The organism is Sphingomonas folli, from assembly GCF_019429525.1.
GTDB lineage: Bacteria > Pseudomonadota > Alphaproteobacteria > Sphingomonadales > Sphingomonadaceae > Sphingomonas > Sphingomonas folii.
Genome location: NZ_JAHXZL010000004.1, coordinates 292,878 through 307,428, shown reverse-complemented (window position 1 = coordinate 307,428; position 14,551 = coordinate 292,878). Strand labels below are relative to the sequence as shown.

General features: G+C 71.3%; 8 protein-coding genes. 3 read left to right on the top strand and 5 right to left on the bottom strand.

Features of this window, described 5'->3' with window-relative positions:
- Window positions 1–167: 167 nt before the first annotated feature.
- Window positions 168–3,536: a glycosyltransferase gene (locus KZ813_RS08345; protein WP_219754501.1), complete on the top strand. Its 3,369-nt coding sequence runs from the start codon at window positions 168–170 to the stop codon at window positions 3,534–3,536.
- Window positions 3,537–3,721: 185 nt separating this feature from the next.
- Here the strand turns inward: KZ813_RS08345 and KZ813_RS08340 are convergent, their stop codons facing one another.
- The 5 genes from KZ813_RS08340 to KZ813_RS08320 all read right to left on the bottom strand — a co-directional run bounded on the left by KZ813_RS08340 (window position 3,722) and on the right by KZ813_RS08320 (window position 10,192).
- Window positions 3,722–4,900 carry a Gfo/Idh/MocA family protein gene (locus KZ813_RS08340; RefSeq protein WP_219754500.1) on the bottom strand — a complete coding sequence of 393 codons (1,179 nt, stop codon included), beginning with the start codon at window positions 4,898–4,900 and terminating at the stop codon, window positions 3,722–3,724.
- A 27-nt stretch (window positions 4,901–4,927) separates the two neighbouring features.
- The gene (locus tag KZ813_RS08335) at window positions 4,928–6,190 is read right to left on the bottom strand and encodes a Gfo/Idh/MocA family protein (RefSeq protein WP_219754499.1); all 1,263 of its coding nucleotides are present in this window, start codon (window positions 6,188–6,190) and stop codon (window positions 4,928–4,930) included.
- The gene (locus tag KZ813_RS08330) at window positions 6,187–7,308 is read right to left on the bottom strand and encodes an FAD:protein FMN transferase (RefSeq protein ID WP_258046589.1); all 1,122 of its coding nucleotides are present in this window, start codon (window positions 7,306–7,308) and stop codon (window positions 6,187–6,189) included. The genes KZ813_RS08335 and KZ813_RS08330 overlap by 4 nt, the downstream gene beginning before the upstream one ends.
- 10 nt (window positions 7,309–7,318) lie before the next feature.
- A complete protein-coding gene (locus tag KZ813_RS08325; RefSeq protein WP_219754497.1) occupies window positions 7,319–8,635 on the bottom strand; it encodes a Gfo/Idh/MocA family protein in 1,317 nt (438 codons plus the stop codon).
- Window positions 8,636–8,791: 156 nt separating this feature from the next.
- Window positions 8,792–10,192, bottom strand: a complete 1,401-nt coding sequence (locus KZ813_RS08320; protein WP_258046544.1) for a 3-keto-disaccharide hydrolase — start codon at window positions 10,190–10,192, stop codon at window positions 8,792–8,794.
- A gap of 234 nt (window positions 10,193–10,426) precedes the next feature.
- Here KZ813_RS08320 and KZ813_RS08315 point away from each other — a divergent pair, with 234 nt between their 5' ends.
- Both KZ813_RS08315 and KZ813_RS08310 read left to right on the top strand, forming a co-directional pair.
- The gene (locus KZ813_RS08315) at window positions 10,427–11,161 is read left to right on the top strand and encodes a FadR/GntR family transcriptional regulator (protein ID WP_219754496.1); all 735 of its coding nucleotides are present in this window, start codon (window positions 10,427–10,429) and stop codon (window positions 11,159–11,161) included.
- 291 nt (window positions 11,162–11,452) lie between these two features.
- A complete protein-coding gene (locus tag KZ813_RS08310) occupies window positions 11,453–14,524 on the top strand; it encodes a TonB-dependent receptor (protein WP_219754495.1) in 3,072 nt (1,023 codons plus the stop codon).
- Window positions 14,525–14,551 lie beyond the last annotated feature (27 nt).

The window sequence follows — 14,551 nt, the reverse complement described above, 5'->3', positions numbered from 1 at the left end:
GAAGCGTGACCGTCTCATGCCGTGGCGCAGCCTGTCACGCCGATCGGGGCGGATGGTGGCAGCGTTCCCCGTCTCACCCGGTACGGCCATCCCCTTCTCCCGCCGCAACCCCTTGTTTACCCTAAATCGCTAGGCGCCGCCCCGAGCTATCGGGAGCCACAGCGAGCGTGTCCATCTTCTACGATGCCAGCGGGCGACGCGGCCGCCGCGTCCGCGCGACGCTGGCGCTCGCGGCGCTGGTGCCGCTCGCCGCGCTCGCTCTGCTCGTCGCGCTGCTGGTGCAGCCGCTCGACCGCGCCGCGCCGCGCTTCGCCGCGGCCGCCACGACGCCGCGCGCGCTGGCGCCCGCCGTCCCCGCCGTTCCCGTTGCCAGCGTCGACGCCGTGCCCAGCGCGTGGCTGCCCGCCGCGACCGGCGCGGCGCTGCGCCGCGAGACGATGGGCTTCTACATGCCGTGGGACGCGCCCTCGCGCGCCTCGCTCGCCGCGCACGTGGGTGAGATCGACTGGCTCGTCCCGGGCGTCGCCACCGTCACCGGCGCCGACCATCGCGTGACCGTCGAGGACGATCCCGCGCTCACCTCGCTGCTCGCCGCGGCCCAGCGCCGCCCGCGCCTGCTGCCGATGGTGCAGAACGCGCGCGCGGACGGCCAGTGGGACGGCGCCGCCACCGCCACCCTGCTCGCCGACGCGCGCGCGCGCCGCGCCTTCGCCGCGCGGCTCGAGACCCTGGTCGCGGCGCAGCACGGCGCGGGCGTGATGCTCGACCTGGAGAGCCTGCCCGCGGCGGCGCACCCCGATTATCTCCGCTTCCTCGGGGAGCTGCGCGCGCGCTTCGCGCCGCGCGGCTGGGTGGTGATGCTCGCCGCCCCGGTCGCCGATCCCGACTGGGACCTCGCCGCCTACGCGCGCGCCGCCGATCGCGTCGTGCTGATGGCCTATGACGAGCATTGGATGGGCGGCGCGGCCGGGCCGATCGCGTCGCAGCCCTGGTTCGCGCGCGTGGTCGCGCAGGCGGTGGCGCGCGCGGGCGCGGACCGGGCGATCGTCGCGATCGGCAGCTACGCCTATGACTGGACGCGGCGCAGCACGGAGCCGCGCTCGGTCGCCGACGCCTGGGCCATCGCGCGGCGCGCCGGCACCGCGCCGGTGTTCGACCCCGCCAGCGGCAACAGCCACTTCTCTTACCAGCTCGGCGCGGCCAGGCATGACGTCTGGCTGCTCGATGCCGCCAGCGCGACCAACCAGCTCGCCGCGGTGCGCCGCACCGGTGCCGCGGGCGTGGCGCTGTGGCGGCTCGGCAGCGAGGACCCGGGCGTGTGGCCGCTGCTCGCCGGCGGCGCGCTGCCCGCGCGGCAGAGCTTGCCCGCGGAGAACGCGGTCGCGGTCGAGGGCAACGGCGAGCTGCTCCGCCTCGCCGCCGCGGCGTCGCCGGGCGAGCGCGGCTTCCTCACGCGCGACGGGCTGGTGCGCGACGTGCGCTGGGGGCGGCTGCCCGGCCCCGACGTGGTCGAGCGCGCCGGCGCGCGCCGCCGCTTGGTGGCGCTGACGTTCGACGACGGCCCCGACCCGCGCTGGACGCCGCGGCTGCTCGACGTGCTCCGCCGCGAGCGCGCGCCCGCCACCTTCTTCGTCACCGGCGCCAACGCGCTGGGGCAGGGGGCGCTGCTGCGTCGCATCGTCGCCGAGGGGAGCGAGCTGGGCAACCATTCCACCACCCATGCCGACCTGGGGCGCCGCTCCGAGGCCGACATCGCGCTCGAGCTGCGCGCCACCGAGCGGCTGGTCGAGGCCTATACCGGGCGCGCGATGACCTTGTTCCGACCGCCCTTTCTCGGCGACGCCGATCCCGACCGGCGCGACGAGCTCCATGCCAGCCGGGTCGCGGCGCGGCTGGGCTATCTCACCGTCGGCCTCAACGTCGACCCGCTCGACTGGGAGAAGCCCGACGCCGCGACGATCGCGCGCCGCGTGATCGCCGGGGTCGCGGCGGGCACCGCCGATCGCCCCGCGCAGATCGTGCTGCTGCACGACTCGGGCGGCGACCGCACCCAGACGCTCGCGGCCTTGCCCGCGATCATCCGCGGGCTGCGCGCGCGCGGCTATGAGCTGGTGCCCGTCTCGGCGCTGGCCGGGCTGTCGCGCGAGGCGGTCATGCCGCGGCTCGCCACCGGCACCGGCGTGCGCGCCGCGGGGGCGCGGGCGCTGTTCGACAGCGCGGCGTGGCTGCGCGACTCGCTCGGCTGGCTCTTCGCGGCGGCGATCGCGCTGGGCATCGCGCGCTCGCTGTCGCTCACCGCGCTGGCGCTGTGGCGACGCCGCGACGCCGCCCCGATCGCGGCGCCGCACCGCGTCCCGGGCTTCGTCTCGGTGCTGATCCCCGCCTTCAACGAGGCGCGGGTGATCGAGGCCTCGGTGCGCCGCATCCTCGCCAGCGAGGCGGTGCGCGTCGAGGTGATCGTGATCGACGACGGCTCGACCGACAACACCTCCGACGTCGTCCGCGCCGCCTTCGCCATCGACCCGCGGGTGCGGCTGCTGACGCTGACCAACGGCGGCAAGGCGCGCGCGCTCAACACCGCGCTGGCGCAGGCGCGCGGGGACGTGGTGATCGCGCTCGACGCCGACACCCAGTTCGAGGCGGACACCATCGCGAGGCTGACGCGCTGGTTCGGCGATCCCACGATCGGCGCGGTGGCGGGCTGCGCCAAGGTAGGCAATCGCGTCAACCTGATCACGCGCTGGCAGGCGCTGGAATATGTCACCGCGCAGCAGCTCGAGCGGCGCGCGCTCGCCGCGCTCGGCGCGGTGACGGTGGTGCCGGGCGCGGTCGGGGCGTGGCGCCGCGTCGCGCTCGACCAGGTCGGCGGCTATCCCGAGGACACGCTGGCGGAGGACCAGGACCTCACCATCGCGGTGCAGCGCGCCGGCTGGCGGGTCGCCTGCGACAATGAGGCGGTGGCATGGACCGAGGCGCCCGAGACGGTGCGCGCGCTGTTCAAGCAGCGCTTCCGCTGGGCGTTCGGCACGCTTCAGTGCCTGTGGAAGCATCGCGCGCTGATCGGGCGCGGGCGGCCGCGCGGGCTCGCCTGGATCGGCCTGCCGCAGGCGCTGCTGTTCCAGTTCGGCTTCACCCTGGTGGCGCCGCTGATCGACCTCGGCCTGGTCGCCGGCGTCGGCGGGACGGCATGGCGGGTGTACGACCGCGGCTGGGATGCGGCGGGGGGCGACGCGGCCACGGTGGCGGCCTTCTGGCTCGCCTTCACCGCGATCGACCTCGCGTGCGGCTGGATCGCCTTCCGGCTCGACCGTCGCGAGGCGCGCTTCCCCGCGGTTCGGCTGCTGCTGCAGCGCTTCGGCTACCGCCAGATCCTCTACGCGGTGGTGTTGCGCGCGGTCTATGCCGCGCTGACCGGACCCAAGGTGGGCTGGGGCAAGCTCGAGCGCACCGGCAGCGTCGATGCCGCAGCGGCGCCGGTGGCGATGCCGGTGGTAGAGCGGCCGACGGTGAGGGAGGTGCTGCCTAAGGCGGCGTGAGGGGACGGGGTCTCGTGTCACGCTAGATCCTCCCCGGTACGGGCAGGGGGACCATGCGCAGCATGGTGAAGGGGGTTCACCGCAAGCGCTGCGCTGTGCGGAGAGCCCCCTCCACCACCGGCCTGACGGCCGGCGGTCCCCCCTCCCCGCGAGCGGGGAGGAATGATGTCACGTCCGCCCCCCGCTCAGCCCCCCTGCACCGGCGGGCGGGCGCCCGACAGCGTGCGCGCCTTGTCCTGCGCGGTCAGCACCAGCTCGGCGGCGAGCAGCGCCTGGGCCTGGTTCTGCGCCACCTCGGTGCGTTCCACCACGTCGGTGACGAACTGCGGCCCGAACGGTAGCGGCACCTTGCTGCAGTCCATGTAGCGCGTGCCGGATTTGTCCGCGAGGAACAGGTGGTTGCCGCCGGGCCGCCCCTCGATGTCGACGTATTTGCGCAGCTCGATATAGCCCTCGGTGCCGAGGATGAAGACGCGCCCGTCGCCCCAGGTCGGCAGCCCGTCGGGCGTGTACCAGTCGACCCGGACATAGCCCGCGCCGCCGTTGCCGGTCAGCATCATGTCGCCGAAGTCCTGGAAGCGCGGGTGCTGCGGCGTGGCGAAATTGCCGACCTGCGACGCCACCACCGAGGCCTCGGTCGAGCCGGTGTAGAAGACGAACTGGTCGGCCTGGTGACTGCCGATGTCGGTGAGGATCCCGCCGTAATATTTCACGTCCCAGAACCACTCGGGGCGGCTCGGCGCGCTGACGCGGTGCGGCGCGATGTTGATCGTCTGCACCACGCGCCCGATCGCGCCCGCGCGCACCAGCTCGCCCGCCTTCACCGCGGCGCGCACCTCCAGCCGCTCGGAATACATGATCGCGAACCTGCGCTTGGTCTCGGCGATCGTGCGGCGCACCTCGGCGAGCTGCTCCAGGCTGGTGATGCCGGGCTTGTCCGACAGGAAGTCCTTGCCCGCGCGCATCACGCGCACGCCCAGCGGCGCGCGCAGGTTCGGGATCGAGGCGCTGGCGACCACCTGGATCGTCTTGTCGGCGAGGATCTCCTCCTCGGTACGCGCCACCTTCACGTCGCCGTAGCGCTTGCGGAAGGGGACGAGCTGCTTGGGGTCGCCCGCGTGGACCGCCACCAACGTGCCGCCGCCGCGGATCAGCGCGTCGGTGATGGCGTAGATGTGCGAGTGGTCGAGCCCGATCACCGCGAAGCGCAGGCGGTTCTTGGCGCTCGGGTCCGGCCCGGTCGGCGCGCCCTCGGCGGAGACGCCGTTGCCCGCCGCGGTCGATTGCGCCCCCGCCGCGCCGGCGAGTCCGGCGCCGACGAGCCCGGCACCGGCGAGCAGGAGGCGGCGATCGATCATGTCCATGGCAGCAGGTCCTCAGGAGAAGGAAGGTCAGACGGTGACGAGGTCGGTCGGCCAGTCGAGCGCGCGGCCGGTGTCGATCGCCTGCTCGCCGAGCAGCGAGGCGACGCTGGCATAATAGGCCTGGGCGAGCAGCCCGGGCACTTCCTTGCCGCGGCGCACCGCCTCGCCGAAGCCCTCGAACTGGAGCATCGTCTCGTCATACTCGCCCCAGCCGAGCGAGTCGCCGGGCGTCGTGACGGGCAGCTCGGGGAACCAGGTGGCGCCGCCGATCGGCACGGTGTTCTTGCGCCCGGCCTGGACGTCTTTGCGCATCTTGGCGAGCGCGGGGACCGCGGCGGGCTGCACCTCCTGGTAGATGCGGCCGAGCTCGGGCTCGATCGTGCCCTTGCTGCCCTGGATCTGCTCCTCGCAGCCGTAGCGCGCGTTGTTGAGCATCGAGGTGTAGATCACCTTCCGCCCCTCGGAGAAATCGTAGATCAGCGCGACCTGGTCGTAGACCTCGCGCCCGTCCTTCCAGAAGCAGATGCTGCCCGACCCCATCACGCGGGTCGGCAGCCCGTCCATGAACCAATTGGCGACCTGGAGCTGGTGCGTCGCCAGCTCGGTCATCAGCCCGGCCGAGCGCGCGCGATAGAGCCGCCAGTTGATCTCGCGCTCCTGCCCGCCGGGCGGGATGTCGCGACGCCAGCTGCGGTTGCGGTGCCAGCTCGCGCGGATCTGCGTGATCGTGCCGATCTCGCCCGACTTGGCGCGCTTGAGCGCGTTGAGATAGGTCGGGTTGAACAGCCTTTGGTGGCCGATCTGGAGCACCTTGCCGCACTGGCGCGCGCGCGTGACCATCGCGCCGCAGTCCGCGATCGTGCGCGCCATCGCCTTCTCGCAGAACACCGGATAGCCCGCGTCGAGCGCGTCCATCGTGAGCCGCGCGTGCAGGTCGAGCGGGGTGGCGATCACCACCGCGTCGACCCCCTCGGCGTCCAGCAGCGCGCGGTGATCGGTGAAGACGGGCGTGCCGGCGGGCACCAGCGCGCGCGCCTTGGCCATGTGCGGCGCGAACGGGTCACACAGCGCGGCGACGGTGCAGTTGCGCGTCTTGTTGATGTTCTGGATCAGCGCGCGGCCGCGATCACCGGTGCCGATCACGCCGAGGCGGACGCGCGGGCCGCTGGCGGGCTCGGCCGCCGCGAGCGCGGTCCACGGCGCCGCGACGCTCATCCCCACGCCCGCGGAGGCGACCAGCACGCGATCGAGGAAGGAGCGGCGCGAGAGTGCGAAATCGTCGTCGGTCATGCGGTGAGTTCCATCGGTCGGTCGGCGCGCCGCGGCGCGTCATGGGAGAAGAGGAAGCGACGATCGGGTGCCTCGGCGCGAAGCCGGGCGGCATCGGCGGCCTCGGCGACGAGGAGGGCGGTGCTGAGCGCCTCCGCCGCGGCGCCGCTGGCGGCGACCGCGACCGCGGTGGCGCGGCGGGTGACGATCGCGCCGTCGCTGGGGCGGACCATCGCGGCGCGACCGGGCTTGGCCGCGCCGGCGCCGACGGTGGACGAGACCGAGAGCGAGGCATCGCTGAGTTCGAGCTCGGTCAGCCAGACGCCGTCGATCTCGGGGTGCGGGATCGCGAGCGGCCACCCGCCGCCGAGCGGGTGCTCGCCGACCACCGCGATCGAGCTCTCGCCGGCGGAGAGGAAGGCCGACGCCACGCCCGCGGGGCGCAGCGCGGCGACGGCGCGATCGAGCGCGTAGCCCTTGCCGAAGCCGCCGAAGTCGAGCGCGAGCGGGCGCGCGGCGGCGACGCGGCGGGTGGCGCGGTCGATGGTGAGCGCGGTCCAGCGGGGGAGGGGGGCGGTGTCGCTGGCGCCGTGCGCGCCTGTGCCCCGGCGAAGGCCGGGGCCCAGTGGGGAAGGCGGCCGTGATGACGACGCGACGCCGGCCACGTCATCGCTGGAAAAACGCTGGCGGGAGATCGTCTCCTCCCCCTCACGCTCCACCCCGGCGGACGCCGGGGTCCAGGTGGGGAACGTCTCGCAAGAGCCACCGAGGCCTACCCAACTGGGCCCCGGCGTTCGCCGGGGAACAGGCTTGTGGGGAGCGGAGACGCCATCGCGCAAGTCGCGAGCAGGCACGCCATTCCCCACGCACGGGTCGAACAGCCCGCGCGTCGCCTGCCACATCGCGTCCACCGCGAGCAGCGCCTCCCACAGCAGCGGATCCGCCACCACGGCCTCGCCGCCTGCCGCCAGCACCCGGTTGAGTGCCACCGCGGGCGACTCGCGCCGCAATGTCAGCGAGTCCTCCACCGCGAGCACCGCGTCGCGCGCGGCGGTGAGCGCGTCGGGGGCGGCGCGGCCGAACAGGTGCAGCTCGACCCGCGTGCCCATCGCGGCGAACCGCGCGACGCTCGCCTCCATCTCGCTCACCTCAGGCGCGTACCTCCCAGCCGGGCTCGTAGTCGACCGACCAGAGCTTCTGCGCCGCCGCCTCGTTGGGCCGGCCGGTCGCCGGGTCGACCGTGATCGCCCCGCCGGTGCGATAGGCCATGTTGCCGAGGTGGCACAATGTCGTGCTGACATGCCCTTCCTGGATCGGCGAGTGCAGCGCCTGCTCCTGCCCGCGCACCACCGCGAGGAAGTTGGCGGCGTGGAGCACGTCGAGCGCGCCCTCGCCGACGGTGCCGGTCGTCTCGGACGCGGCCGGCGCCTTCACCTCGCGCAGCATCTTGCCGGCGAGGTCGTACAGCTCGAAACCGTTGCGATCGACGATCGCCGAGCCCTTGGTGCCGAGCAGCAGCGTGCCGCGGCCGCGGCCGTAGCGCAGCATGCCGTTGCAGCTCTCGCCGTCCCAGCGGATCACGCGGCCGTCGTCATAGCCGAGCGTCAGAGCGAGCGTGTCATACATCTCCCAGTCGTCGCCGCGATAGAAGCGTCGGTCGCCGCGCGCGCTGACCGTCTTGGGATAGGTGACGCCCATCAGCCAGCGCGCCACGTCCAGCTCGTGGAGCGCGTTGTTGCAGATCTCGCCGGTGCCGTACTTCCAGAACCAGTGCCAATTATAGTGGACGAGATTGGAGCGATACGGCCCGCGCGGGCGCGGCCCCTGCCACATGTTCCAGTCGAGGTTGGGCGGCGGCGGCACATCCTGGCCGTTGCCGATCGACTTGCGATTGTTGGCGTACCAGGTCTGCGCCTCGTAGACGTCGCCGAGCTCGCCGGCGCGGATCAGGTCGAGCAGCTGACGCGTCTCGACGCTGGAGCGCTGCTGGTTGCCGACCTGGAGCGCGCGCCCGGTGCGCTTCTGCGCGGCGATCAGCGCCTCGCCCTCGGCCGGCGCGATGCCGACGGGCTTCTCGATATAGACGTTGCGGCCCGAGTCCATCGCGTCGATCGCGACCTTGGCGTGCCAATGGTCGGGCGTGGCGACGGTGATCACGTCGACCGTCTTGCGGTCCAGCAGCTTGCGATAGTCGCCGACGGTCTTCACCTTGGTGCCGCTACGCTCGGCGAACTCGGCGGCGCGCTTGGCGAGCACGGTCGAGTCGACGTCCGCGAAATGCGTCACCTGGACGTTCGGCTGCTTCGAGAAGGCGCTCATATGCGCCTGGCCGCGGCCGTTGACGCCGACGATGCCGACTCGGATGCGGTCGTTGGCGCCCTTGATCTGCGCGTAGCTCTTGGCGGTGAACGCCAGCGCGCCGATCGTCGCGGCGCCGCCCTTGATCATCGTCCGGCGGTCGAACATCGTGGTGCCTCCCCTAGGATGCTTGTGATCTGAACTTCTTCTGTGCCCCGGCGAAGGCCGGGGTCCAGTTGGGAAAGCCGCTGTGAGACTCACCCGCGTCCCCCGACTGGGCCCCGGCCTTCGCCGGGGCACCGCCTGGCAGGCGCTCCGCCACCATTAGAACGTGCGCAGCTTGATCGAGCGGAAATCGACCTTGTCGCCGTGGTCCTGCAGCAGGATGGCGCCGTCGGCGGTCTCGCCGAAGCCCGCGATCTGCGCGAACTTACTCTGCGCGATCAGCGCCTTCAGCTCGGCCGAGCCGCGCTCATACTCCACCACCTTGAAGCCGTTGAGCCAATGCTCGACATGGTTGCCGCGCACCAGGATCGTCGCGCGGTTCCACTCGCCCGGCGGGTTGGCGCGCTTGCCCGGGCTGTCCGGGTCCGAGAGATTACGCGCCGGGATCAGGTCGTAGAGCGAGGCGAGCGTCCGGTTGCCGTCGCGGCCCATCTTGGCGTCGGGATGGCGCGCGTCGTCGAGCAGCTGATACTCGAAGCCGACGCTCGACACGCCGCCGTTCGGCCCCGGCGGCAGCAGATATTTGATCCCGCTGTTCGCGCCCTCGGAGAGGCGGAAATCGACCGACAGCTCGAAGTCGCGATAGGTCGCCGCGGTGGCGATGTCGCCGCCGCGCGCCGCCTCGCTCGCGCTCTTCTCCACCGTCAGCACGCCGTTGGCCATGCTCCAGCCGTGCGAGGGGAAGCCGCCGCCCTTGGCCGCGCGCCAGCCCTTGGCGGAGCGCCCGTCCCACAGCAGCGTCCAGCCGGCGCGGCGCTCGGCCGCGGTGAGCGCGTTCGACTGCCAGCCCTGCTGCTCGAGCCGCGTCTCGGGCATGGCATAGCGCCTCGGGTCCTGCGTGATGATGCGCGGGCCCTTGAAGCGCACCTCGGGGCCCTTCGCGGCGACCGCGTCGGGCAACGCGTGGACCTGGAAGGCGAGGAAGCCGCGCGCGTCGGTGTCGTCGACGATGTCCGCGGCGGGCACGCCGTTGATGAAGGTGCGCAGGCGGTCGCCGATCGCCTCGACTCGATAGTGGTTCCAGTCGCCGGAGCGGAAGGCCTTGCGCGCCGCCTCGTTGCGGCCGAGCGTGTAGAGCCACTGGCGGCGCTGCTCGTCGTACAGCCCCGCGCTCCAAGCGCGCGACGAGGGGTCGATCTCGGCCTGATAGCCGAACACCACGCCGTTGCGGTAGTCGGGGCGGCTCTGGCCGCGGATCATCATCCCCGAGTTGAGCGCCGGGTCGGTCTTGGCGTCGAACTCGATGATGAAGTCGCCGTACAGCTGGTCCGAGACGAGCCAGCTGTTGCCCTTGCCGACTACCGCGCGCCCGACCAACTCGTCGCCGACGACCTCATAGGTGGCGTTGCCGCCGGTGCGGTGCCATCCGGCGAGACCGGGCTTGGGCATGAGGTCGCGCCACGGCGCGGCGGCGTCGCGCGCCTGCGCCGCGGCGGCGAGGGGGAGGGTGCTCGATGGCAGTGCGGCCAACGCCAGCAGTGCGAGTGTGCGAACCACCATCTCTCCCCTCATCCATGCCGCGGGCGCTCGATCCAGGCCCATCATAGGCGATCGTCGAGACGCTCTCGCGACATTGGCGTAGATCGTGGTCGGGCCACATGCAAGGGTGTTGTCAGGCATTTTCACGCGATAACAGGCTGACAAGGCTTGACGGGAGGGGCAGGGGAGAGGAGGAACAAGCGCGAGCCGGGGGCGACGGAACGGGCGCGTCGCGATGCTGAGGAGCTGACGCGCGTGGCCGAGCATGGCGGCAAATTGTACCGCAGGATCGTACAGTCGATCGTCGCCGACATCGCCGCGGGCGTCTATCCGGTCGGCGCGCGACTGCCCGCGGAGCGCGATCTCACCGAGCGGTTCGGGGTGAGTCGGCCGACGATCCGCGAGGCGATGATCGCGCTGGAGATGCAGGGGCTGGTGGAGGCGCGCAAAGGTTCGGGCGTGTTCGTGCTCGCCGCCGCGACCCCGCACGTCGAGCAGGAGCTCGACATCGGCGCGTTCGAGATCACCGAGGCGCGACGCCTGCTCGAGGGCGAGGTGGCGGCGGTGGCCGCGACCGAGATCGACGCCGAGCAGCTCGCCGAACTGCGCGCGCTGCTCGGCGACATGGCGCGCGACGACGTCGCCGAGGACGCCGACCGCCGCTTCCACATTGCCATCGCCGAGGCGACCGGCAACGCGGTGATCATCTCGGCGGTGACCGATTTCTGGGACATGCGCTTCCGCTCGCCGCTGGCGCGCGAGGTGCTCCTGAAGGCGGGCAGCCTCGGCACCGAGAGCCGGCTGGCGGAGCACGGCCGCATCCTCGCCGCGCTGGAGGCGCGCTCGCCGGTCGACGCGCGCAACGCGATGCGCGACCATCTCAGCCGCGTGATCGACTATCTGCTCGACGTCACCGAGACCGAGGCGGTGGAGCGCGCGCGCAAGGAGACCGACCAGCGCCGTCGCGCACTGGCACGCCGGACGGTGTGAGACGACTTCACTCCTCCCCGGCACGGGGGGGGGGCGCCGGCGAAGCCGGTGGTGGAGCGGGCTCTCCACCGGCGAGCCGTCTCGTCTGCGGAAGTCCCCTCCACCGTGCTGCGCATGGTCCCCCCCCCCGCGAGCGGGGAGGATTGTTTCCTACAATCTGGTCAGGCCAGTTGCCAGGCAGCTTTGCAGCTGTTAGCTCTCCCTTATCGAACCGTATGCCGCACAGACGGCGACGGTGCCACCGGCGCACAGCGAGCCGTAGACGAGCGTGCGCGTTATGGGAGAGGGGATGTGGGCATCTATCGTCGCCACAAATGCGCTCTGTTCGCGTCGTCGAGCGCGCTCGCCGCGCTGATCGCGACCACTGCAGCGGCACAGACCGCGCCGCAGGACCAGCCGCCGCCCTCCGCCACCGGCGACGTCGTCTCCGCGGGCGCCCCCGCCGCGCCGCCCGCGACCGACGCGCAGGGCGCGCAGTCGCCGGTGCAGGAAGGCGGCGAGGCGCAGATCAACGACATCGTCGTCACCGGCTTCCGCGCCTCGCTCAACAGCGCGCTCAACCAGAAGCGCGCCGAGACCGCCGCGGTCGACAGCATCGTCGCCGAGGACATCGGCAAGTTCCCCGATTCTAACCTGGCCGAGTCGATGCAGCGCATCCCCGGCGTGGCGCTGTCGCGCGGCGACGGCGGCGAGGGGCGCAACATCTCGGTGCGCGGCCTCGGCGCGCAGTTCACGCGCGTCCGCATCAACGGCATGGAGGGCGTGTCGCAGGTCAGCGGCAGCGACATCCGCGGCGGTGTCGCCACCGGCCGCTCGTTCGATTTCGTCACCTTCCCGACCGAGATCTTCTCGGCGCTGTCGGTGCGCAAGACGACCTCCGCGGACGTGGAGGAGGGCTCGCTGGGCGCCACGGTCGACCTGCGCGCGCCCAAGCCGTTCGACCAGAAGAAGTCGTTCGTCTTCTCGGGCACCGCGCGCGGGATCTACAACGACATCAAGAAGGACGTCGACCCGCGCCTCTCCGCGCTGGTCTCGAAGCAGTTCGGCGACACGTTCGGCGTGCTGGCCAGCGTGGCCTATTCGAAGCGCCGCATCGACGAATATGCCTATTCGGCGGTCGACGTCGTGCCGACCACGGTCTACGGCCTGGCCCAGCCCAATGGCAGCGCCAACGCGGGCGTGATCTTCCCCTTCTGCACCCCCGTCGGCTACACCTATAAGGGCGGCGCGGTGACCAGCCCAGGGGTCGGCTATACCCAGCCGAGCGGGGCCGCGATCGGCTCGGACGCCAACAATTGCAGCACCAACAACCCGCGTACCGGCACCCAGGCGGCCTATGATTACATCATGAGCCGCACCGGTGTGAACGGGCGGCCGGGCGGCGGCGTCTACCTGCCGCGCCTGCCGCGCCCGGTGCGCAGCAGCCAGGATCAGCAGCGTATCGCGGGCTCGCTGACCTTCCAGTGGAAGCCGAGCGACAACACCGACATCTCGCTCGACGGGCTCTACTCGCGCTTCAAGGTCGACCGGCTCGACACCTATTTCGACGCGCGCTCCTTCGGTCGCGCGATCTCGAACAACGGCCAGCCGCTCACCTCGGTGCGCGAGATCGAGGTCAACGACAACGGCTCGCTGGTCCACGGCCTGTTCGACGGCGTCGACCTGCGCTCAGAGATGCAGAGCGAGCGCTTCACCTCCGAGTATAAGCAGGCCAACCTCAACTTCGACCACCGCTTCTCGGACAGCTTCCGCGTCTTCGGCCTCGCCGGCATCAACGAGTCGCGGCTCGACGTGAACCGGTTGCAGGTGGCGATCGACTCGAACGACACGCGCGACTGGTCAATCGATTTCCGCGACAATCCCGACATCCCCAAGATCGGCTACGGCATCGACACCACCGATCCGACGCTGTTCCAGTACGGCCCGCCGCTCGCCAACGGCGACCAGCGCGGCCAGCTCAGCAACTTCATCCGCCGCAACACGATCGTCAGCAAGACCTTCGAGCTCAACGGCGACTGGAAGCCCGCGCAGGGCTTCACCGTCCAGTTCGGCGGCCAGTATCGCACCAACAAATATACCGCGCGCGAGCGGCAGCTCGCCACCAACAACCCGCTGGCGCTGCCGACCGGCGTGTCGCTCGCCGACATCACCTTCACCACGACCGGCATCGGCAAGAATCTCGACGGCCAGCTGCAGGACTTCGTCTCGGTCGACCCGGACAAGTTCCGCGACGCCGTCGGGCTCGACAGCTACGTCTATTGCAGCATCGAGTGCGCCAAGGGCACCTACGGCGGCGTCGACGAGAAGTACAAGTCGGGCTACGCCATGGTGAAGTTCGACACGCAGGACATCCTGCCGGTGACGCTGCGCGGCGACGCGGGCGTGCGCTACGTCCACACCAGCCTCGACACCTATGGCCCGATCACCACCGCCGCGCCGGCGGGATCGGCCTATCCGTCGCGCTACGTGATCTCCGAGGTGAGCCGCTCCTACGAGGACTGGCTGCCGTCGATGAACCTGGCGCTGGACGTCACGCCCGACCTCATCGCGCGCCTCTCGGCGGCGCGGGTGATGTCGCGCCCCGCGTACGGCCAGCTGATCCCCTCGGGCTCGGCGAACCTGGTGATCCAGACCGCCTCGTTCAGCAACCCGTTCCTGGATCCGATCCGCGCCAACACCTTCGACGCGGCACTGGAATGGTATTTCCGCCCGGGCTCGCTGCTGTCGGTGGCCTATTTCTACAAGAACATCGAGACCTACATCCAGACGACCAGCACCAGCGTCGCCTTCCAGGACATCGGCCTGCCGCTGTCGCTGCTCAACGGCACGCAGCTGCGCCCGGGCGACCAGTTCACCGTCCAGCGCAGCAACAACACGCCGGGCGGGCCGCTGCGCGGCTTCGAGGTGAACGTGCAGCTGCCCTTCACCTTCCTGCCCGGCGTCCTCAAGAACTTCGGCGCGCTGGGCAATTTCACGCGCGTGCGCTCGAACATCAACTACATCATCTCGCCGACGCTCTCGCGCACCGCGCCGCTGGTCGGCCTGTCGCCCGAGACCGCGAGCGGCACGCTCTATTATGAGGACAGCCGCTTCAGCATCCGCTCGACGGTGAACTATCGCGCCTCGTTCCTCACCGCGGTGCCGAGCGGCTCCGTCGACGCCGACTCCACCTCGAACGCCAGCTCGATCTTCGTCGACGCCTCGGCCTCGTACAACCTGACCGAGAACGTGAAGCTGATCGCCGAGGTGCAGAACATCACCAACGAGACCAACCGCCTCACCGTGGACACCGTGCGCAAGGACCCGCTTTACACCGCCTATTTCGGCCGCACCTTTGCGCTGGCGGTCAATTTCGTGTTCTGAGCCGCGGATGTTTCGAGGCGATAGCGA